General features: G+C 65.8%; 19 protein-coding genes and 1 riboswitch. Of the genes, 3 read left to right on the top strand and 16 right to left on the bottom strand.

Going from position 1 to position 21420, the window contains the following annotated elements:
* Positions 1 to 13: 13 nt before the first annotated feature.
* Genes CYJ07_RS12135 through CYJ07_RS12125 form a run of 3 tightly spaced genes read right to left on the bottom strand, consistent with a single transcriptional unit; the run spans position 14 to position 3661 of the window.
* Positions 14 to 2035, bottom strand: a complete 2022-nt coding sequence (locus CYJ07_RS12135) for a TRAP transporter permease (RefSeq protein WP_104203960.1) — start codon at positions 2033 to 2035, stop codon at positions 14 to 16.
* A gap of 11 nt (positions 2036 to 2046) precedes the next feature.
* On the bottom strand, positions 2047 to 2673 hold the full coding sequence (locus tag CYJ07_RS12130; protein WP_331280933.1) for a DUF1850 domain-containing protein: 627 nt from the start codon (positions 2671 to 2673) through the stop codon (positions 2047 to 2049).
* Between the two features lie 28 nt (positions 2674 to 2701).
* Positions 2702 to 3661, bottom strand: a complete 960-nt coding sequence (locus tag CYJ07_RS12125) for a TAXI family TRAP transporter solute-binding subunit (RefSeq protein ID WP_104203959.1) — start codon at positions 3659 to 3661, stop codon at positions 2702 to 2704.
* Between the two features lie 328 nt (positions 3662 to 3989).
* Here CYJ07_RS12125 and CYJ07_RS20745 point away from each other — a divergent pair, with 328 nt between their 5' ends.
* Positions 3990 to 4322, top strand: a complete 333-nt coding sequence (locus CYJ07_RS20745) for an XRE family transcriptional regulator (RefSeq protein WP_331280932.1) — start codon at positions 3990 to 3992, stop codon at positions 4320 to 4322.
* 87 nt (positions 4323 to 4409) lie between these two features.
* On the opposite strand, the gene CYJ07_RS12115 is transcribed toward CYJ07_RS20745, so the two are convergent.
* The 4 genes from CYJ07_RS12115 to CYJ07_RS12100 all read right to left on the bottom strand — a co-directional run bounded on the left by CYJ07_RS12115 (position 4410) and on the right by CYJ07_RS12100 (position 9613).
* Positions 4410 to 4598, bottom strand: coding sequence for a hypothetical protein (locus tag CYJ07_RS12115; RefSeq protein ID WP_104203957.1), 189 nt, complete (start codon positions 4596 to 4598; stop codon positions 4410 to 4412).
* 104 nt (positions 4599 to 4702) lie between these two features.
* Positions 4703 to 6388: a dihydroxy-acid dehydratase gene (ilvD, locus tag CYJ07_RS12110; protein WP_104203956.1), complete on the bottom strand. Its 1686-nt coding sequence runs from the start codon at positions 6386 to 6388 to the stop codon at positions 4703 to 4705.
* Between the two features lie 123 nt (positions 6389 to 6511).
* Complete coding sequence (locus CYJ07_RS12105; RefSeq protein WP_104203955.1) at positions 6512 to 7954, bottom strand: APC family permease; 1443 nt, start codon at positions 7952 to 7954, stop codon at positions 6512 to 6514.
* Between the two features lie 270 nt (positions 7955 to 8224).
* Positions 8225 to 9613: an SLC5/6 family protein gene (locus CYJ07_RS12100; protein ID WP_104203954.1), complete on the bottom strand. Its 1389-nt coding sequence runs from the start codon at positions 9611 to 9613 to the stop codon at positions 8225 to 8227.
* Positions 9603 to 9710, bottom strand: a riboswitch (TPP riboswitch). Its footprint overlaps the gene before it by 11 nt.
* Before the next feature lie 118 nt (positions 9711 to 9828).
* Between CYJ07_RS12100 and CYJ07_RS12095 the strand changes: the two genes are divergently transcribed.
* Positions 9829 to 10500 (top strand): hypothetical protein, encoded by a 672-nt coding sequence (locus CYJ07_RS12095; protein ID WP_104203953.1) that lies wholly within the window; start codon positions 9829 to 9831, stop codon positions 10498 to 10500.
* On the opposite strand, the gene CYJ07_RS12090 is transcribed toward CYJ07_RS12095, so the two are convergent.
* The 3 genes from CYJ07_RS12090 to CYJ07_RS12080 all read right to left on the bottom strand — a co-directional run bounded on the left by CYJ07_RS12090 (position 10497) and on the right by CYJ07_RS12080 (position 14648).
* Positions 10497 to 11093: a peroxidase-related enzyme gene (locus tag CYJ07_RS12090; RefSeq protein ID WP_104203952.1), complete on the bottom strand. Its 597-nt coding sequence runs from the start codon at positions 11091 to 11093 to the stop codon at positions 10497 to 10499. The two genes, CYJ07_RS12095 and CYJ07_RS12090, sit on opposite strands and share 4 nt — an antisense overlap.
* A 78-nt stretch (positions 11094 to 11171) precedes the next feature.
* Positions 11172 to 13022: a diguanylate cyclase gene (locus CYJ07_RS12085; protein WP_156085497.1), complete on the bottom strand. Its 1851-nt coding sequence runs from the start codon at positions 13020 to 13022 to the stop codon at positions 11172 to 11174.
* A 126-nt stretch (positions 13023 to 13148) separates the two neighbouring features.
* A complete protein-coding gene (locus tag CYJ07_RS12080) occupies positions 13149 to 14648 on the bottom strand; it encodes a CoA-acylating methylmalonate-semialdehyde dehydrogenase (protein ID WP_104203950.1) in 1500 nt (499 codons plus the stop codon).
* A 234-nt stretch (positions 14649 to 14882) separates the two neighbouring features.
* Here CYJ07_RS12080 and CYJ07_RS12075 point away from each other — a divergent pair, with 234 nt between their 5' ends.
* A complete protein-coding gene (locus tag CYJ07_RS12075) occupies positions 14883 to 15827 on the top strand; it encodes a LysR family transcriptional regulator (RefSeq protein WP_104203949.1) in 945 nt (314 codons plus the stop codon).
* An 8-nt stretch (positions 15828 to 15835) separates the two neighbouring features.
* On the opposite strand, the gene CYJ07_RS12070 is transcribed toward CYJ07_RS12075, so the two are convergent.
* Genes CYJ07_RS12070 through CYJ07_RS12045 form a run of 6 tightly spaced genes read right to left on the bottom strand, consistent with a single transcriptional unit; the run spans position 15836 to position 21386 of the window.
* The gene (locus CYJ07_RS12070; protein WP_104203948.1) at positions 15836 to 17248 is read right to left on the bottom strand and encodes an FAD-dependent oxidoreductase; all 1413 of its coding nucleotides are present in this window, start codon (positions 17246 to 17248) and stop codon (positions 15836 to 15838) included.
* Between the two features lie 11 nt (positions 17249 to 17259).
* Complete coding sequence (locus CYJ07_RS12065; protein ID WP_104203947.1) at positions 17260 to 18192, bottom strand: polysaccharide deacetylase family protein; 933 nt, start codon at positions 18190 to 18192, stop codon at positions 17260 to 17262.
* Between the two features lie 2 nt (positions 18193 to 18194).
* Positions 18195 to 19145, bottom strand: a complete 951-nt coding sequence (locus CYJ07_RS12060; protein ID WP_104203946.1) for a polysaccharide deacetylase family protein — start codon at positions 19143 to 19145, stop codon at positions 18195 to 18197.
* A gap of 17 nt (positions 19146 to 19162) precedes the next feature.
* Positions 19163 to 19837 carry an isochorismatase family protein gene (locus CYJ07_RS12055; protein ID WP_104203945.1) on the bottom strand — a complete coding sequence of 225 codons (675 nt, stop codon included), beginning with the start codon at positions 19835 to 19837 and terminating at the stop codon, positions 19163 to 19165.
* Between the two features lie 41 nt (positions 19838 to 19878).
* Positions 19879 to 20754, bottom strand: coding sequence for an isocitrate lyase/PEP mutase family protein (locus CYJ07_RS12050; RefSeq protein ID WP_104203944.1), 876 nt, complete (start codon positions 20752 to 20754; stop codon positions 19879 to 19881).
* Between the two features lie 56 nt (positions 20755 to 20810).
* Positions 20811 to 21386 carry a tautomerase family protein gene (locus CYJ07_RS12045; RefSeq protein ID WP_104203943.1) on the bottom strand — a complete coding sequence of 192 codons (576 nt, stop codon included), beginning with the start codon at positions 21384 to 21386 and terminating at the stop codon, positions 20811 to 20813.
* Positions 21387 to 21420: the final 34 nt, after the last annotated feature.

Raw genomic sequence — 21420 nt, 5'->3', positions numbered from 1 at the left:
GCCGACCCTCGGCTCAGGCCGGGCCGGTACCGGTGGCGCCGACCTCGCGCCGGCTGGCCAGCCAGTTGCCGCCGATGGCCACGATCATCACGACCACGCCGGCCGCCTCCACCATCAGGTTGGGATAGAACACCGCCACGATGGCGGCGGAAATGGCGATGCGCGGCAACCACGACATGCGCGTGAACAGGTAGCCTTCCAGCGCTGCGGCGAAGGCGCACAGCGCCAGGATTGCGATGACCGCGTTCCAGGCCACGACCAGCACCGGGCCGCCCATGATGATCTCGGGGTTGTAGACCATGAATACGGGAATCAGGTAGAGCCCCTTGGCGAACTTCCACGCCTGTATGCCCGTTTCCATCGGCTTGCTGCCGGCGATCGCCGCACCGGCGAAGCCGGCCAGGGCGATCGGTGGCGTGACGTTGGAATCTTGCGAGTACCAGAACACCACCAGGTGGGCGATCAGCAGCGGCACGCCGAACTCGTTGGACAGCGCCGGCCCCACCAGTACGATCAGCACGATGTAGCTGGCGGTGACCGGCAGGCCCATGCCCAGCACCAGGCTGGCGAGCAGGACCAGCAGCAGCGCCAGCAGCAGGTTACCGCCCGAGAACGCCATCATCATCGAGGAGAACTTGAGCCCCAGCCCGGTCAGGCCGACCACACCGACGATGATACCGGCCACGGCGCAGGCCATGGAAACGGCCACGGCGTTGCGCGCACCGAGTTCGAGCCCCTCGACCAGCTTGACCAGGCCGGCCCAGATCACACCGCGAATGCTCGCCAGCGTCACTTTCTGCCCCTGGCGCGGCGCGATGAACAGGAACCAGAACGCATAGCGCAGCACCGCCACTGCCACCATGGTCACCACCGCGTAGAAGCCCACGCGCATCGGCGACATGCTCATCACCAGCAGCCACACCAGCACCGCCAGCGGCAGCAGGAAATGCCAGCCCTCGCGCATCACGTCGCGCATCTGCGGCAATTCGCTCTTCGCCATGCCCTGCATGCCCTGCTTGAGCGCGATGATATGCACGAACAAATAGACGGTAGCGAAGTACATGATCGCCGGCAGGATGCTGACCTTGACCACATCCAGATAGGGTGTGTTGGTGTATTCGGCGATCAGGAAGGCGCCGGCCCCCATCAGCGGGGGCATAATCTGGCCGCCGGTGGAAGCGGCGGCCTCGATGCCACCGGCCTGGTGCGGCTTGTAGCCCAGGCGCTTCATCAGCGGGATGGTGAAGGCGCCGGTAGTCACCACGTTGGCAATAGCGCTACCGGAGATCGACCCCATGCCCGCCGAGGCGAGCACTGCCGCCTTGGCCGGGCCGCCGCGCTGGCGACCGGTGGCGGCGTAAGCCATGTCGATGAAGAACTTGCCGGCACCGGTGCTCTCGAGAAAGGCCCCGAACAGCACGAAGATGAAGATATAGGTGGCCGCCACGCCCAGCGGCAGGCCGAAGATGCCCTCCTGCCCCAAGTAGAGCTGGCCGGCCACGCGGTCCAGGCCGTAGCCGCGATGGCCCATGATGCCTGGCAGCCATTCGCCCAGCCAGGGCAGCTCGCCGCGGGGCCCGGCGAAGGCGTAGACGATGGCCAGCGCGCCGATCACCGTCATGCCCAGGCCCACCGCGCGCCGACTCGCCTCCAGCACGGTGACGGTGGCGATGATGGCGACACGGATGTCGGTCTCGCTCCAGAAACCGGCGCGACTGACGATCTCGTCCAGATAGAGGACCAGGTAGCCGCCGGTAATGACGGCACCGCTGAAGAAGGCAATATCGATCGCCCAGCCAAGCACGCCGCGTTTGCGGCTAGGGCCGAACACCGGAAACATCAGGAAGGCCAGCATCATGACCAGCGCCAGGTGAATGCCGCGCTGATAGAACAGACCCAGCGGCTGGATGCCCGCCGAATAGAGCTGGAACAGCGACAGCCCCACCGCCACGATGGTGATCAGCCATAGCACGAAGCGCGGCTGAATGGCATTACCCCCGGGCATCGTCACGGGCGGGCTGGTGGATTCGTTCATCGGATTCCTCGTCAGACGTCGTCAGGCTTGCCTGGATCTTCAGGCTTGCTCAGGTCTTCAGGCTTGCGTAGTTGTAGGATGACGCGCTCGCCGGCGGCCAACTCGCTCAGGCTGACCCTGTGCTCGTCCCCTTCCGACTGCCATAGCAGACGATGGTCGACGGTTGGCGAACCGACCCGCAGCGTATAACGGTCACCGGGTACGGGCTCATCAATATTTTCGATCCAGTAGCCACCCCGCCCGTCGGAAACCTGTTCGCCACGCCCCAGGGTATGCCCCAGGCCAGCGGCGAAATCGGGCTGATGGCTGCGCTCCAGCACCATCCGTCCCTGTTGGTAGCGATAGCAGTCGAGCACCGGGAATTTCTTGACCGAGTGATTCCAGCCCAGGCACCAGCGCATGCCGGGCTTGAGAGGAATCTCGACCATGGTCTCGCCCGACGCATCGAGCACGGCCAGCGTCGCCCCCTCGATGGAGCCGTCCGCCATGGCGGCCAGGCTGAGCCAGCCGGCGATACCGCCTGCCAGCAGGCGTTGCAGCCAAGCATTATACGGCCGGCAACACGACGACAGGGCGGACGTCATCGCCCACCCTGCCATGCGCTTCCTTGCCAAGCTCGACAGCGATGCGACGCTCATGCGTCACACCCCTTGCCGCGGCTGCGTGTCACGGACGCAGCTTGTCGGGGATCTCGGCATCGACCTCTTCGTAGTAGCGGATCGCACCCGGATGCAGCGGCACCGGCGTCGACTCCATGGTGAACTCGACGGTAGTGTCGTTGGCCGCCGGATGCACCGCGATCAGGTCGTCGATACGCTCATAAAGCAGCTTGGTCAGGTTGTAGGCCAGCTCCTCGTCCATGTCGGCATTCACGACCAGCACGTTGGGAATGCTGATGGTCTGCACCGGCTCGTCCATACCGTCGTACATCCCTTCGCTCAGCTCGTAGGCAGCGAAGACCGGCTCCTCTTCCTGGGCGTTGGCGATCTCCTCGTCGGAGAGACCGATCAGGCGGATGTCGCGGGTGGCGGCCAGGTTGAGGATCGAGCTGGTGGGCGGTCCCACGCTCCAGAAGCCGGCGTCGATGTCGCCGTCACGAATGGCGTCGGCAGTCTCGTTGAAATTGAGGCGCTGCGGCGTGATGTCGTCGTAGGTGATGCCGTTGGCTTCCAGCAGCGCGCGGGCGTTGAGCTCGGTGCCACTGCCCGGTGCGCCGACGGAGACGCGCTTGCCCTTCAGGTCTTCCAGGGACTCGATGTCGGAATCCGCCAGCACTACCAGCTGCACGGCATTGGGATAGACGGACGCCAGCGCGCGGGTGTTCTCGATCTGGCGGCCTTCGAAATCGCCGCTGCCCTCGTAGGCCTGCATCGCGGTATCGGCCAGTACCAGGGCCAGGTCGGCGTCGCCGCGCATGATCAGGCCCATGTTCTCGACCGAGGCGCCGGTCACCTCGGCAGTTGCTTCGTAACCTTCGAGATGATCGTTGATGATCTCGGCGAAACCGCCACCGATCGGATAGTAGACACCACCAGTACCGCCGGTAGCGATGGAGAGCTGTTGGGCGCTCGCCAGCGGGGCCACGGCCAACAGCGAAGCGGCTGCAGCGTATTTGAGAGCTCGCATGGATTTCCTCCGTCCTGAAACCGGATTGCTTGTGGTTGTAGAAGTCGCATGGCGCACGGGGCGAAGCCCGCGCACTTATCAAAAACTAGCACGCCCCTGCGTCGAGGGGCTAATCGATACTTTCTACGTTATTGGAAATATTAGCAATTCCACAAAGGTCGGCGGTCCTCATCTGACCGACCAGCCCGCAAGCGGCAAGTTGCGGGCACCTGGAGGGGCGTGATCGCCACACTGCGCGGCCGCTTCAGGCTGCTCTTGCCGCGGCTCGACGCAACCGGCCACGGCTCTCGAGGCAACGCGAAAAAGTCGCCAAACGACACTGGCAAAAATGCCGAAATGCCCCCATAGTGTGTGTGTCGCAATCGCCCACTGGAGCATCATGAGTACGGCACGTCATACCACCAGCGCGGAACTCCTCGACCCCCCGCGAAGATGCCCTGACCTCGATGTCAGGGACCTGGAAAAACGTACACGCCTCATGCGTATCGTCACACGGCTGATCGCCGTATCCGACCTAGGCTGCCGCGAGATTGCTCGCCGCGCCGGGCTACCGGCGCAAAAGATCAGCGATCTGTTGGCAGGACGCCTAGAGCACCTCTCTATCGATGAGCTACGCCTCGTCTATCGCAGCATCGATCCGGATGGCGCCGTGAATTACTGAACGCGCCTCGGCATGCATGAATCCCGACCGCAGACGCCTCGTCAATGGACGAGGCGTCTGTTTGTGTCCGGTCGATAGCCGCCCTCTTCACTCCTCGCGCTGTTCGTACTCTTCCGCCGCCTTGAGGGCCTCGACCTCCGTCTCGTGCTCGGAGACGACGATCTCGTTGTCGGGGTCCGTCTCGTCGATCACATGCCAGCCGGTGACCGGCAGGTTGATGTCCTCGGCATCACGGATCGGCTCGATTCGGGCTTGCTTGGGTCCGCTCTTGGGCATGTTGCCTCCTTGCCGTTGCCTTCAGCTATCGGAATGACGCGCTCACGTTGCGCACCCTCAACCTAGCCAAGACCCCGGGCATTGCCAAACGCGCCGTGCCACCATCATTCGAGGAGATCGGTGACGGCGCCGGTACTGGCCGAACTCACCGTGCGGGCGTACTTCGCCAGCACGCCGCGCGCATAGCGCGGCGGTGGGCGGCGCCAGGCGGCGCGCCGGCGCATCAACTCCTCGTCCGTGAGTTCGACCTCGAGGGTGTCGGCCTCGGCGTCGATGGTGATTAGGTCGCCATCCTGCACCAGGGCCAGCGGGCCGCCGTCGTAGGCCTCGGGCGAGACATGCCCCACCACGAAGCCATGGCTGCCGCCGGAGAAACGGCCGTCGGTGATCAACGCCACGTCGCTGCCGAGCCCGCGTCCCATGATGGCGGAGGTGGGCGTGAGCATCTCGCGCATGCCGGGTCCGCCCCGCGGCCCCTCGTAGCGGATCACCACCACGTCGCCGGCCACCACGCTGCCGTCGTTGATGCGTGCCTGCGCCTCCTCCTCGGAGCCGAACACCCGTGCGGTGCCGGAGAAGCGCGTGCCCTCCTTGCCGGTGATCTTGGCCACCGCCCCCTCCGGCGCCAGGTTACCGTAGAGGATGCGCAGGTGGCTCTCGGCCTTGAGGGGCCGGTCCAGCGGCACCACGATGTCCTGGTCCAAGGGGTAGTCGTCGACCCCGGTCAGGTTCACGGCCAACGTCCGGCCGGTGACCGTGAGACAGTCGCCGTGCAGCAGCCCCGCATCGAGCAGCCGCTTCATCAACGGCTGGATGCCGCCGATCGCCACCAGCTCGCTCATCATGTAGCGCCCGCTGGGACGCAGGTCGGCCACCACCGGCACGTGCCGGCCAATTTCGGTGAAATCGGCAAGCGTGAGCGGCACGCCCACGGTGCTGGCCATGGCAATGAGATGCAGCACCGCGTTGGTGGAACCGCCCAGAGCGATCGTCACGGTGATGGCGTTCTCGAACGCCTCGCGGGTCATGATGTCGCTGGGCTTGATGTCGCGCTCGAGCAGCTCGAGCACTGCAGCCCCCGCTGCCTCGCAGTCGGCGCGCTTGGCCTGCGACACAGCCTCCTGGGCCGAGCTGCCCGGCAGGCTCATGCCCAGCGCCTCGATGGCCGAGGCCATGGTGTTGGCGGTGTACATCCCGCCGCAGGAGCCGGGACCGGGAATCGCCGTCTCCTCGATCTGCTTCAGCTCGATCAGGTCCATGTCGCCGCGCGAGTGGGCGCCCATGGCCTCGAATACCGAGACGATGTCGGTGTGGTTGCGTCCCGGCTGGATGGTGCCGCCATAGACGAACACGCTCGGCCGGTTCAGCCGCGCCAGTCCCATCACGCAGCCCGGCATGTTCTTGTCGCAGCCGCCGATGGCCACCAGGCCGTCGAAGCCCTCGCAGCCGGCCACCGTCTCGATGGAGTCGGCGATCACCTCCCGCGAGACCAGCGAGTACTTCATCCCTTCGGTGCCGTTGGCGATGCCGTCGGAAATGGTGACGGTATTGAATACCACTCCCTTGCCGCCGGCCTCGTCGGCACCGTCGCGCGCCCGCTCGGCGAGTTCGTGAATATGGCTGTTGCAGGGCGTGACCATGCTCCAGGTGGAGGCGATCCCCACCTGGGGCTTGGTGAAATCCTCGTCGGTGAAGCCCACCGCGCGCAGCATGGCGCGGCTGGCCGACTTGCCGACACCATCCACCACCGGGGCGGAGTGGCGGCGGCGCGGGTCAGGGTGATCGCTCATGGAACGGCCTCCGTTTCGATCGGGTGATCTACTGAGGGTGGCCGTCCGCAGGCGCACTGGCAAATGCTCGAGTTACTGCAAGGCACAGTCGAGGTCGACGAGGGCCATGCCGGGTCAACAGCGTCAGCGTCCCGAGCAGGGGTCCGCGCCGGCCAGCTCGCGCATCATCATTCGGTCGCTGTAGGCGGTGCCGTAGCGCTTTCTCGACCAGGCGTAGAGCACCAGGCCGATCAGCATCCAGCCGGCGAACATCAACCACTCCACCGGCGCCAGGGCGGAGGGGCTGCCGGGCATGTACAGGGCGATGAGACCCAGCGAGAGCAGAATCGACAGGCTGCCCACCAGCTTGCCGTGGCGCACCCGGAACGGGCGCGGCATTTCCGGCGCGCGACGACGCAGCATCACGAACGAGATCGCCACGAACAGGTAGGCGATGACGATGCCGAGGCCGCCGGCTACCACCAGCCAGACCAGGGCCGGACGACCGAAGAACGGCGCGATGGAGGAGAGAACGCCCATCACCAGGATGGCGTTGGTGGGAGTGCGATGCTTGGGATGCAGCTTGCCCAGCCAGGCCGGCAGCATGCCGGAGTGCGCCAGCGCGTAGATCGCCCGCGAGCCACCCACGTAGAAGGCGTTCCAACTGGTGACGATGCCTGCGATGCCGGCCAGGATCATCAAGTTGCCCGCCCATGGGGCCTGAAAGACGGCCTGCATCGCATCCGGCACGGCCAGGGAACTGGCAGCCAGCTGGTCGGGATTCAGCATCAGGGCCGTGCCGAGGATGATGAGCGAGTACCAGAACACCGCCATGATCACCGAGACCATCAACACGCGGCCTATCTCGCGAAACGGCAGGTTGATCTCTTCGGCCGCCTGGGGAATCACGTCGAACCCCACGAACATGAAGGGAACCATGATGATCACCATCATGATGCCGCCCACGACACCCTGCTCGACAGAAAACAGCGGCTCCATGGTCGCGGTATTGCCCTGGAAGAGCGCCCCGGTGATGAACATGACGCCCACCACCAGGATCAGCAGGGTCACCAGCTTCTGCAGCAGCGCCGCCGTGCGGATGCCCACGTAGTTCACCCACATCATCAGCACCGAGCCGGCCACGCCGACGGCCACCCAGGTCGCCTGCACGTCCCAGTCGGCGATGGTCCACAAGTGTCCCACGGCATAGCCGGGGAAGAGATGCTCGACGACGGTGGGCAACGCCACGGCCTCGAAGGCCACCACGCTGACGTAGCCCAGGGTGATCGCCCAGGTGCACAGGAAGGAGGCGAAGTGGCCCAAGGCGCGATAGCTGTAGACGTGCTCTCCGCCTACCTGGGGCATGGCGGAAGCGAGTTCGGCATAGGTGAGGCCCACCAGCACGATGATCAGTCCGCCGATCAGAAAGGCGGTGATCGCCCCCAGGCTTCCGGCGGACTGGATCCAGCTGCCGGTCAGCACGATCCACCCCCAGCCGATCATGGCGCCGAAGGCAAGCGCCAGCACGTCCTTGCGTGCCAGCACGCGCGCCAGTTGGCCCGGTTCTGTCGCGGTTTCCTGTGTCATATCGTCCTCACGATTGTCGTTGTTGAGTGTTAAATATTTACCTCATGACTATTAAAATAATCAACGCAAATATCCACAAGCCGCGACGATTTTTAGAAGAATAGACCTTGGTCGGGGTAATGGTTGACGAAGGTTGCGAGACTGGCATACCCAACTAGGTGCGCCAGCCGGAGCTGGCGCGCGGCGGATCGGCCCCGAAGATCTCGCCTGTCGTGTGCGGCGGGTAGGTCGGGACTTAGCAGCAGTCAGGCGAGCCGACCAGAAGCCGGCTCACACCGTGCGAGCGCGCTTGCTCGGCGCCGCGCCGGCCACGGCCAGGCTCACCAGCGTCGAGGCGACGAGCGCGCCAAGGAAAGGCGGCAGCGTGGGGATGCTGCCCGGGAAGCTTGCCGCCAGCACACCGGCTGCCAGGCTGCCCTGAGCGACCCAGCCCGGCAGCACGGCGCCAAGCATGCCGGCCAGTCCCCCCACCACCGCGGCCACTGGCGTCATGCGCCGCCACAGCCCCAGCAATACCGGCACCACGATGGCGGCGCACAGCAGATCGGCGATCAGGAATAGTCGCAGCACCGAGAGCCCCTGCAGGGCCACGATCACCACCGGCACCATCAAGGCCACGGTCACCAGGCGTGCCGCTCCGATGGAGAATCCGCGACGCCCTGCACCCGCCACCACCAGCGACGCGATGCCGTTCTGCAGGGTATCGACGCTGGATGCCACCAGCGTCACCGCCAGCACCAATGCCGGCAGCGCCAGCCAGCCGGGCGCCTCGGCCAGCAGGGCGAAGAACGGAATGGGCGGCTCGCCCAGCGCCAATCCGCTCATGGCCGCCAGGATGCCGAGCCCGCCCACCGCGGCAATCACCCCTACCGTGGCGATACCACCCAGCCAGGCGCCACGGTGAAGGGCCTGGTCGTCGCGCGCCGCCCATACCCGCTGCCAGTACCCTTGGTGGAAGAGGTTGGCGGCGGTGACCGCGATCACCAGAGTCAGCGCCACGCCGAGCGCGCTGCCGACGGGCAGCGACGGGATGGCGGCCTGGGTCGGCATGGCCGGCAGGCGCGTTAGCGCCACCCCGCCAACCAACAGCAGCAGCGCGATCAACAGCCAGGCCTGCCAGCGATCGGTGGCGAGGCTAGCACGCAGGCCACCGACGGCCGTGTAGAGCAGCGTGGTCACGGCCACGCCGACCACCACCAGCGCCGGCGGCACCTCGGAGAGCATGGCGGTGATGGCGCCGATGGCGGTCAGCTCCGCGGCCAGGAAACAGGCCATGTAGAGCACCGAGACCAGCGCCACCCAGCGGCGCACGCCGGTGCCGTAGCAGGCTTCCGCGAATTCGCCGATGCTGCGCCCTTCCGGCAGGTGGCGGCGAATCGCGGGGCCATACAGCCCCAGCACGATGAACGGCAGCGCCGAGCCGATGGCGTAGCCGGCCAGCGCCACGGGACCGACGAAGGCGCCGATCTCGGGCGGCGCGAAGAGAATCCACGCGCCCATGCCCGAGGCCAGGAACGACAGACCCAGGGTCGTCGCCGTCTGGGAGTTGCGGGCGGTCACGTAATCATCGAGAGGGCCATCGGTCCGGCGGGCACTCAGGCCCAGCAGAGCGAAACAGAGCAGCGCCGCGCCGAGCACGGCTGACGTCAGGTAGGGCATGTCGCACTTCCTCCGCCGGTATGAACCGGATCAGGTCCAGGGTCGGCGCCTTGCGCCCTCTCAGCCTCGCCGCAGCGAGACTCCCCTGGCGACAGTGAGTGAATGGCAGTCGATCGAGCTCGAGAGAAAAAACGGTCAAGCCGATATGACCTCGAGTCCCCGAGAATGATATAACAGCGACATAACCAGAACGACTACCCTCGCAGGGAACCATCATGCCGTTTACCGAAGCCAAGGAACATGCCCCCGGGCGGCTGCACGCCATCTTCGCCGACCCCTACTCCGCCTTCGACAACCTGACCACCGAACGTCAATTGCATCTACGCATCGCGCTGCAGGCGCTGGTATGCGAGCCCATGGCGAACGAACGCCTCACGCTCCGGGTGATACACGGCTGGGAGAACGGCGGCTTCGAGCCCGCCGACTTGGCGCACCGGGATCATCGCATCGCCTCGCTGGCCGATCTCGATCGGGCTCGCGACAGCTATCGCCAAGCGCTGGAGCAGGCCGCCCCGATCCCCCGAGACGATGCCTCACTGCTCGCTCGCCCCCTGGCCGAGGCCATCGATGCCGCCGAGGACGCAGGCCAGGAGCTCGACGAGCCAACCCGCACCATCCCCGCACGCTGGCCGGCTTTCAGTGGCGGTCTCACGCTCTACACATTCTTCAAGGTCTACCACCGCCTCACCTACGGCGAGGACGACGCCTACCGCTCCATTCATTGCCAGACGCCGGCAGGCCCCCGCGAGATCCATGAGTTTCATCTCGAAGAGGGCGAGTTCGCCGTGGTCCGCCCCGCCGGCGACGAACCCGGCAATAGCGTCCTGGTCCTGCACGTCAGCCAGCTCGAGCCGGTGCTGATGCTGCTCGAGGAGTGCCGGGACTAGTTCGCGGATCTCTCCCGCGGCACCCGCCCCATCAGGTAGAACTCCGGGTTAGGCGGCGTGCCCGTCAGGGTGACCAGGCGGTTGGAGAGACCGAAGAAGGCGGTGATGGCACCGATATCCCAGATATCGTCAAGAGTGAAGCCAACCTCGGTCAGGCGGGCCTGCCATTCGTCCGTGAGCTCGCCCACCTCCAGGCCGCAGTGAAGAGCGAAGTCGAGCATGACCCGATGGCGCTCGCTGATCGGTGCAGTGCGGTGATTGATGGCGACCTGATCGGCCAACAGCGGGTCCTTGCTATAGATGCGCACCAGCGCGCCGTGGGCCACCACGCAGTAAAGGCAGTGGTTGCGCGCGCTGGTAGCCACCACGATCATCTCCTTCTCGGCCTTGGTCAGGGTGTCGGATTCCCGTTCCATCAGCGCATCGTGATAGGCAAAGAAGGCGCGGAACTCGTCGGGGCGATGCGCCAGCATCAGGAACACGTTGGGCACGAAGCCCGCCTTCTCCTGCACGGCAAGGATCGCCTCGCGAATATCGTCGTGCAGGTCGTGGATCGACTCGGGCACGGGGAAGCGGCTGATCGGAGCTGACATGGCGTTCTCCTGGGACGTTGTCGTTATTTCCTTTTCTCAGTTAACGTCAACGTCAACCTGCTGTCCATGCGACCTCCGTCACGCCTCCAGCAGCAGCGAGCGAGTGACCACGCGGTTGCGACTCTCCTCCTTGGCCTGATACATCGCCTGGTCGGCCTGCTCGTATAGCGCCATGGCGTTGGGGACTTGGCCGTAGTCGTCGCAGCAAACCAGACCGAAGGAGCCGGTAATGACCCCATGGCGGGAGCGCTCGTGGGGAATCTTCAACTGCTGCAGGTCGTGCCGGAAGCGCTCCATGGCGAAGCGTCCCGCCTCGAACGAATCGGCTTCCAGCAAGATACCGAACTCCTCCCCGCCCAGGCGGAACAGCCGATCCCCGGCGCGGCGAAAGTGCGACGAGAGCAGCCTGGCCACCTCGACCAGCACTTCGTCGCCGGCCTGGTGGCCATAGGTGTCGTTGTAGAGCTTGAAGTCGTCGATATCCATCATGGCGAACAGCAGCGGCTTGGCATCGCGCTGGCGCCGATGGATCTCCTCGTTGACCAGCGATTCGAACTGGCGCCGGTTGAGCAGACCGGTCAGCGGATCGGTGCGCACCATGGCCTCCAGCTTGCGGTTGGCTCGCTCGAGTTCGCGGGTGCGCTGCTGCACTTCGTCCTCCAGTTTGCGGTTGAGCGAGCGCTGAAGCTTGTAGGTCTCGCGTTCGGCGGCCAGCTTGTCCCGCTTCAGGCGATTGATCCTGACGGCCAGGCCAAAGGCCAGCAGCAGGAAACCGAGGGCGGCGCCGCTTTCCAGCGCATATTGCGAGACTTCATAGGCCATGACGCCGCTCTCCCCCAGCAGAAACAGCCCGCTTCCGCTCAGCAGGCTGGTCCAGGCCGCCAGGTAGATCAGCGCCAGTCGGTCGCGCCGTACGCCGAGCCAGGCGGCTACACCCAGTAGCAGCGCCGCGTAGGCAATACCCAGAGGTATCAATGCGCGCAGCACCCAGGCGAAATGATTGGCCAGCGCGGGCAATACGCATGCCACGATCAACCCAGTCAGGACGACGATGCCCCTCGCCATGCGCGGCGCATGGCGCCTCAGGCCAAGGCACTCAACACTGAACAGGGTCAGGGCAACGGTCAGCAGGCCGCCGCTGAGCAACAGCAGCTGGCCGTTGAGATGCGGCCTCTCCGGCCACATGAACTGATAGGCGAAACCGCGCAGGCCGAAATTGAACAGGAAGAAGGCGCCCAGGTAGAACACCGAGTAGAGAAAAGCGCGCTCCCGGGTGGCGAGAAAGGTCAGCAGGTTGTAGATCAGTAGCGCCAGCAAGCCACCGTAGAAGAGGCTGTAGCCCATCAGCTCGCGCTGGGTCCTGTCGAGAAACTCGGCGTCATTCATCAGGTAGAGCGGCGCGGCGGGCAGCAGTCCGTCGTGGCTATCCAAGCGTAGGTAGAGCTCACGCGTCTCGTTCGGCCCCAGATAGAGCGGCAGCACGAAGGTACGATGCCGGATAGGTCGGGACATGAAGGGTCGACGGCTGCCGGTGTGCCACTGCTGGACCACGCGCCCCTGCCCGTCGATGGCATAGACGTCGACATAGTCGGGAAGCGGCGAAGCCAGCTCGAGCATCCGGCGCACCGGCACGGGGGCATCGTTCTCGATCCCGAACCGCAGCCACCAGGCCGAAGAGGAAAAGCCGATATCGATAACCTGCTGACCGGAAGGCGCCCAGGACAACGTCTCGCTGCGCGCCAGGACGTCCGCGAGCTCGAGCTCACCGGTAGCGTCCTCGAACAGCTCGGCATGTGGCCCGAGCGGCGTTGCCCCCGTCGCGGTGACATCGATGGCGGCCTGGGCCGGCCACGCTATTAGCCAGAGAAATATGGCCATCCAACTGGCCATGCCGGCTGGCATCCCGGCGAGCGCACCACGTTTGAGCACACCGCCTCCATGATCGTGTCCTTACGATGCCACCACTGTAGCAGGAATGCGTGCCGCTGCGCTTCGCTTGTAACGCAAGCGGCCCCGCTGAGCACAGCGGGGCCGCCAGATGCCGACGTAGCGGCGTCAGCTCAGCGAGATGGTGCTGTTGATGCCGCTGGAGACGTTCTCGGGCTCGAACCAGCGCGCCGTCACGGTCTTGGTCTGGGTCCAGAACTGGATCGCCTGCTTGCCGTTGGGGCCCAGGTCGCCCAGCTTGGAGCCGCGCGAGCCGGTGAAGCTGAAGTAGGCCACCGGCACCGGGATCGGCACGTTGATGCCCACCTGGCCCACGTCAATGTCGCTCTCGAAGCGGCGCGCCACCCAGCCGGAGTTGGTGAAGATCGAGGTGCCGTTGCCGTTGGGGTTGGCGTTGATGAATTCGATCGCCTCGTCCAGCGTGTCGACGCTGACCACGCACAGCACCGGACCGAAGATCTCCTCGCGGTAGACGGTCATCTCCGGCTTGACGTCGGCAAACACGGTGGCGCCGACGAAGTTGCCGTCCGGGTAGCCATCCACCTGGTAGCCGCGGCCATCGACCAGCAGCCTGGCACCTTCCTGCTCGCCGATGCCGATCAGGCGCTCCACGCGCTCCTTCGCGGCCGGTGAGACCAGCGGGCCGAGGTCGGCGTCGCGCTGCGTGCCCGGGCCCACCTTCATGTTGCGCGCGCCCTCGACAATATCCTCGAGCCACTGATTGGCTTCACCCACCAGCACCACCACCGAGTTGGCCATGCAGCGCTGGCCGGCGGCGCCGAAGGCAGAGCCCAGCAGGTTGTTGATGGCCTGGCTGCGGTTGGCGTCGGGCATCACCACGCAATGGTTCTTGGCGCCCATCATCGATTGCACCCGCTTGCCGGCCTCGGAAGCGCGACGGTAGAGGTGGGTCCCCACGTTGGTGGAACCGATGAAGGAGAGCGCCTTGATGTCGGGATGATCGCAGATTTGATTGGCCACATCGGGGCCGCCGTGTACCACGTTGAGCACACCGGCCGGCACGCCCGCTTCGTGGGCCAGCTCGACCAGGCGCATGGTGGAGCTCGGGTCCTGCTCGGAGGGCTTGAGCACGAAGGTGTTGCCGCTGGCGATGGCCAGCGGGAACATGAAGCACGGCAGCATGATCGGGAAGTTGAAGGCGGTGATACCCGCGCCCACGCCCAGCGGCTGGTTGAGGGTGTAGACGTCGACCTCGTTGGCGGCGTTCTCGGCCAGCTCGCCGAGCTGCAGCGAGGTGATCGAACAGGCGTGCTCCACCACCTCCAGACCGCGACCCACTTCGCCGGCGGCGTCGGGCAGGGTCTTGCCGTGCTCCTCGGTGATCAAAGCGGCGAGCTCCTCGGTGTGCTCGCGGATCAGCGCCTGCAGCGTGAGCATGATGCGCATGCGCTTGGCCAGCGGCGTCTTGCGCCAGGTCTTGAACGCCGCCTTGGCGCTGGCTACGGCGCGGTCGACCTCCTCGGCGGTGCAGAACGGCACCCGCGCCACCACTTCCTGGGTGGCGGGGTTGACTACGTCGCGCCACTCCTGGCTCTGGGACGGGACGGCCTGGCCGTCGATGTACATGGAAATTTCACGAATGGACATGGCTGGCTCCTCTCGGGAGGCGCTGGAAAAGGACTGCGCGACGGGATCGCTCGTCCGTTTGCCAACGTCCTTTTGTCGTCATTGTAGTGGATCGGTTGACGTTAGACTTTCTGTGTAGAAATACACGAAGCTTGATGAATTCGAGTCTATCCAGTCCTTTGCCAGACTGACAACGGGCACTTCTTCACATGGTTTGTGCAACAATGCACAACAGCTTCGTTTGAGGGTAGGCCCATGCTCGACTGGCAGGACATCCAGATCTTTCTCGAAGTGGCACGCAGCGAGCGGTTGACCGACGCCGCCCGACGGCTGGGACTGGACCACTCAACCCTGTCACGGCGCACCCGGCGCTTCGAGCAAAAACTCAATACCCAGCTCTTCGAGCGTAGCACTCACGGCTACCATCTGACCGAGGCCGGCCAGCAGTTGCTCGCCCACGCCGAGGAAATGGCCCGCCACGCCTTCGAAGCGGGTGAGAGCCTCTCCGACCAGAACCGCCAGCTCGGCGGCCAGATCCGCCTGGGCGTGACCGAGGGCTTCGGCACTTGGGTCATCGCCCCACTGCTCTCCGCCTTCTGTGAACGTCATCCCGGGATCACCCTGGACTTGCTGGCCCTGCCCCGGGTGGTCAACTTGAGTCGCCACGAGGCGGACCTGGCGATCACCGTGGAGCGTCCGGCGAGCCAGGGGCTGGTCATCTCGCGGCTGTGCGACTATCGCCTGCGGCTCTATGCCAGCGAGGCCTACTTGGCGCGCCACGGCCGCCCGGTGCGGCTCGCCGAGCTGGGCGGCCATCGGTTAATCGGCTACGTCGACGACCTGATCTTCAGCGAGCAGCTCAGCTACCTCGACCCGCTGCTCGACCCAGCGGTGGTCGGCACGCCGCCGCACTTCTCGATCCGCAGCACCAGTGTCACTACTCAGCACGCCGCCGCCCTGCAGGGGGCCGGGCTCGCCGTGCTGCCCTGCTTCATGGCGGAAACCAGCGACACGCTATCGAGCGTGCTCGACACGGAAATCGATATCGTGCGCCAGTTCTGGATCACTGCCCGCCAGGAGCAGCGCCGCCTGGCGCGGGTACGCCTGCTGTGGGACTTCCTGCGCGAAGCGCTGGAGGCCAACCAGGCACTGCTGATGGGCGAGGCGCGGGAGTTGGTGCTTCCCGATACCCCGCACTAGGCCTGCGCTCAGGCGGCCGAGTCGCAGCCAAGCTGGCGGGCGGCCTCTCGCCCCGCAATGGCCCCCAGCACCACGGCACTCAGCAAGCCGTTGCCTGAGAGATAGCCGCTGTCACCCGAGCCGGAAACGCCCCGGGCCGCGCCGCCGGCGGCAAACAGGTTCGGGAATATAGAGCCATCACGCCGCAGTACCCGCGCCTGGGTGTCCACCTCGAGCCCGCCCTGGGTATGAAACAGCGCGCCGGTGACCCTGATCGCATGAAAGGGCGCCTCCAGCATATCCGAGGCCTTGAAACGCCGCCCGAAGGCGTCGGCCTCACCGCTCTCGGCCAGGACATGCATCTCGGCGAAAGTCGCCCTCAGGGCCTCCAACGGCAATGCCAGCGTTACAGCCATGGATTCGAGGCTGTCGAAGGTGCGCACCGCACCCGCGATATGGGCGTTGCGGTAGTCCTCGAATTCCAGCGCAGCCTGGTGGATGCGCCGGTCGAACAGGTTCCAGGCGATACCGTCCGGCTGGGCCAGCACCTTGGCCGCCTGCTCCGAGTACCCGCCGTGCTCGTTGGAGAAGCGTCGCCCCTCAATGTTGACCTGTACGCCGCCGCGCATCATCACCGCCCAGGTGATCAGGGTCTGGTGCGGCATCGCCAGCGAGCCGTGGCCCTGGCAGGCGCCCAGGTCCTTCATGCTGGCGCCTATGGCCTCGCCCCAGAGCAAGGCGTCCCCCTGGTTGCCTTCGTGGCCGAAGTAGAGGGCATTCTTCAGGGTCGGCAAGTAACGCGCCACCAACTCGGGATTTCCGCCGTAGCCGTTGCAGGCGAGTATCAGGGCGTCGCAACCGATGGACTCCCGGCTGCCGTCGGGACGCTCGAGCGTCACGCCCCCCACCCGGCCGGCATCATCGACGTGCAGGTCGATCACGCGGGCCTCGGTGAGCAGGTCGATGCCCGCCGCCTCCATGGCATTCATCAGGCTGCCCATCAGTTCTTCCCCGGTGCGCCGCGGCGTGGCGTGCATGCGCATGCGACTGTGCCCCGGGTAGAGAAAGCCCTCCACCAGATCGAAGGGCACGCCGTGGGCGTCGGCCAGCCACTCCACCACGCCGGCGGAGGCCTCGGTCAGCGCGCGCACGATGGCCGGGTCGGCCTGGTGGCCGTTCTTGCGCTGTATGTCCTCGGCCATCAGTTCGGGGCTGTCCTCGACACTCGCCTCTTTCTGGAAGCGCGTCCCCGCCGCCGGGATGAAGCCCTGGGACATGGAGGTGCTGCCCCGTGGCAGCGCATCGCGCTCCAGCACTACCGAGTCCATGCCGGCCCCCTTGGCAGCAAGCGCCGCCACCAGGCCGCAGGCGCCCGCCCCGACGATCACCAGCGGCACATGCGCCTCGAACGCCTCACCGCTACCAAAGGCCACGATAGGCATGACGTCTCTCCTCAGTCGTTAACGGTCTGGGCCCGGTAGGCGTCGAGAATCTCACCCGCCGGGGCCTGCCACACTTCGGCATGCCCCACGATATGGTCGAGCACCGCCTCCAGGCAGCCGATGCGATGGGGCTGGCCCACGAGCCAGGGGTGCAGGTTGAGCGCCAGCAGCCGGCCGCCCTGCTCCCGCCCCTCCTGCAGCAGGTAGTCGAAGGCGTCCCTCACCTGGGTCGCCCAGCTCTCCTCCGAGTGCAGGTTCTGGCACATCACGAATTGATCCTCGATCTCGGTGGAAAGCGGCATCATGGTCAGCGCGCCCTGCTCGGTGGAGAAGGGGTAGGGCAGATCGTCGTTGACCCAGTCGCAGCAGTACTCGATGCCGTTCTCGGCCAGCAGCTCCGGGGTGTTCCAGCTCTGGTGCTTGGCCGGGCTCAGCCAGCCGCGCACGGGCTGGCCGGTCAGCTCGCGCAGGGTGCTCACCGAGCGGCGCACGATCTCCGCCTCCTCGTCGCGGTCCTGGCCGCCGTAGTGCAGGTGATCCATGTTCCAGCCGTGGCACAGGAACTCGCCGCCGTAGGCCTTGAGGCGCTGCAGCAGGTAGGGGGTCTGCTCGGCGAGCTGGGCGCTGATCGCCCAGGTGGGTCGAACGCCGCGCTGCGCGAAGGCCGCGAGCATGCGATAGATACCCACCCGATTGCCGTAGTCGCGCAGTGAGTAGTGGCGCAGGTCCGGGTATGGCATGGTCATACCGTTGGGCACCTTGAAGGGCACGCCGCGCTGATTGAGCGGGTAGAACTGCAGCGACACGTTGATCCACACCGCCAACGGCTTGTCGCCGGGCCAGCGGAGCGGCGGGCGGTCGCCGAGCATCGACCAGGCGTAACGCTCGTGGTCGTAGCCGTGGCGCCGCAAGGGGTAGGTCAGGTACTCCGGTTCGAGGGACATGCTCAGCTCCTCCCTGCCATGGCGGCCTTGGCGTCGATGTCATGCAGGGCGTCATCGTAGTGGTGAGAAAGATAGTGCTGGGCGATCTCGCGGCCGGTGGCGACCCATACGTCGCTGTGGCCGGTGATGTATTCCAGCGCCTCCTCGAAGGCCTTGATGCGGTGCGGGCAGCTGATCTGGTAGTTGTGGGTAGGAATGCACATCACCGTGCCCGACTCGGCGCCCTCGGCGTAGAGCCGGTCGAAGTGGCGCTTGAGCATGGTCAGGTAGTGGCGCGGCTCCACCTTGTTCACCGCATAGACGATGGTGTCATTCATCTCCAGGGAATAGGGCATGGAGATGAAGCGGCGCCCCGAACGCAGGCGGATCGGCGTGGGCTGGTCGTCGTGGAACAGGTCGCAGGTGTAGATGCCGCCCTCCTCGCCGAACAAGTCCTGGCCCACTTCGGCGAAGAGGTCGAGCGTGCGCTCCGAGTGGGACAGCGCCGGCGCAAGGTAGCCAGCGCACTTCTGCCAGGTATGGCGATGGATCGTCTCGATGCCGTCGCGGATCATCTCCCGTTCCTGGGCTTCGCTCAGGCCGTAGGTGTAGCGGGTGTTGTAGATGCCGTGGCTGAAGAACTCCCAGTCACGCTCACGGCACATCGCGATGATGTCGGGGTGGTGCTCGCACAGTGCCACCGAGAGCGATACCGAACCGCGGATGCCATACTTGTCGAGCAGCGCCATCTGGCGCTGGTGTCCGACCCGGTTGCCGTAGTCGCGAATGCTGAAGCCCGGCACCGAGGGATGTGGCGTGGGCCACGGCTTGCGCTGCGGATTGGCCGGCGGGTCGAGCTCGTAGTACTCGATGTTGGGGGCCACCCAGAAGGCCACCCGGGCCCCGTTCGGCCAGGTGATCTTCGGCCGGTTCTCGTAGGGCCAGTAGTCGTAGGCGTCCAGTCGTTCTTTCATATCGGCCTCCTCGCCGCTCAGGCCTGCTCGGCCGCGCGCGTCTCGAGCCAGGCCAGCACATCGGCCACGTTCAGCACGTCGGCGTACTTCAGGTGCAGGTCGGTGAGGTTGGCGTAATGGTAGCTCTCGTGCTTGTCGGCCACGCACTCCATCGGCACGATGGTGCGATAGCCCCGCGACAGGCTGTCCACTGCGGTGGCGCGGATGCAGCCGGAGGTGGAACCGCCGGTAACGATCACGGTATCGACCTGGTGCCATACCAGCAGCGACTGCAGCGGGGTCTCGAAGAAGGCCGAGGGCATGCGCTTGGTGTAGACGACGTCGCGCGGGTCAATCTCCACCCGCTCGTCGAAGGCGGCGCGATCGGAGCCGTACTTGATGTTCTGCAGCGAGTCGGGGGTGTCGGTGCGCGTGCCCCATATACCGGCATCCTCGGCGGAGTCGAGGAAGGCCACATGGGTCCATACCACCGGCCAGCCGAGCCGGCGGAAGCCGCGTGCCAGCTGGTTGACGTACTCGAGCTGGTTGGGGTCGGTCTCGTAGGCGGTCTTGTAGAGATCGGTGCGGGTGTAGGCCTTCTGCGGATCGACGTTGACCAGCACCGCCTTGCGGCCGAAGCCGAACGGCACACGCTGGGGGTTGGCCATCACCTCGTGGAAGATCTCCTTGGCGGTCTTGTCGGTCGTGATCATGCGCTCTCTCCTTGTCGTTGTGCCTGTCGTTGTCCTGAGCGTCAGCGGCCGTCGTACTTCTCGCCCAGCTCGAGCATCTTGCGGGTACCCAGCACCTCGTTGAGCTGACCGAAGTCGAGCATGCGCTCGCGGAAGGCGTCGGTAGAGCCGTCGCGACGCAGGATGTCGAAGAATTGGCCCGCCATGTGCGTGAAGGCGCGCACCAGGGCGCCGGGGAAGATCACCAGCGAGAAACCCAGTTCCTGCAGCGCCCGGGCGTTCTGCAGCGGCGTGTCGCCTCCCTCCACCATGTTGGCCATGATCGGGATCTCGCCGCGGAATTCGGCCATGATGCGGGAAATGTCAGCGTCGCTGCGAATGCCCTCGATGAACAGCATGTCGACGCCGGCCTCGCGGTAGGCGCGGGCGCGCTCGATGGCCCGCTCGGTGCCCTCCACCGCCACCGCGTCGGTGCGGCCGATAATCAGGGTCGAGTCGCTCTCGCGGGCATCAAGGGCGGCCTTGAGCTTTCCCACCATCTCGCCTTCGGGTACCAGGGTCTTGCCGCGCAAGTGGCCACAGCGCTTGGGATAGGTCTGGTCCTCCAGCTGGATGGCGTTGGCCCCCGCGCGCTCCAGCATGCGTACGCTGCGCATCACATTCATGGCGTTGCCGAAGCCGGTGTCACCGTCGACCACCACCGATAGCTCGGTACGCTCGCGGATGTGCGACATCACGTCGTTGACCTCGCTCACGCTGACCAGGCCGATGTCAGGGCGGCCGAGCTGGGTATAGGCGATGCTGGCCCCGGAGAGATAGACGGTATCGAAGCCGGCATCGGCGGCGAGCGAGGCGCTCAGGGCGTCGTAGACGCCCGGCGCCACGACGATCTCGGGGGCGTGCAGCCTGGCCTTCAGATCGATGGCAGGAAGAGTCATGGCGTTAAAGGTCCTCGGTAGAAAGTGAAATCAGGAAAAGCGGCGTGACGCACGGTTCAGCGCCGAGCCAGCGCCAGGTCGTTCCAGACCTGCTGCCGAACGATCCTGTCGCAGTGCAGCTCGAAGCGATCGATGAAACGCACGCCGGCGAAGGGCGTCCCGTCGGGCCACTCGCCGTCGAGTTCGCCATGGCACACCACCGTCGCCCGCTCGCCCTCGGCGAAGCTGTCGAATCCGGCGATGCGCTTGCGCACGAAGCGGTAGCGTTCGCCGGTCCAGGCCACCAGATCGACCAGCCGGGTCATCTCGCCGCTGCCGGGGAAAACCATGGAAAAACTGTCGTCGAGCAGGCGTTCGGCGCGTGGAAGGTCACGCCCCTCCATGGCGTCGAGGAAGTCGCGCACCACCTCCTCGGGAGCCGTGCCCGGCGCCTCGTCGGTAGCGGCCTTCCCCGGCGTTCGCGGTTGGCCGCCGCGCATGTAGGCGTCGGGCTCCACTTCGTGCAGCAGTACGGTGATGCCATCCGGATCCGCGGCGATGCTGCGACGCACGGCATCGGTGAGGCGCGCGCAGAGACGCTGTTTGAGTTCGGCGGAGTAGCCGCGGATCAGGCTGACCTGAATGACAGGCATGAAAGCGTTCTCCAAGGAAGCCTTTGTCGTTGTA

This window comes from Billgrantia saliphila (assembly GCF_002930105.1).
GTDB lineage: Bacteria > Pseudomonadota > Gammaproteobacteria > Pseudomonadales > Halomonadaceae > Halomonas > Halomonas saliphila.
Note: the sequence above shows the minus strand (reverse complement) of the source record. Positions and strands in the feature narration are given on the sequence as shown.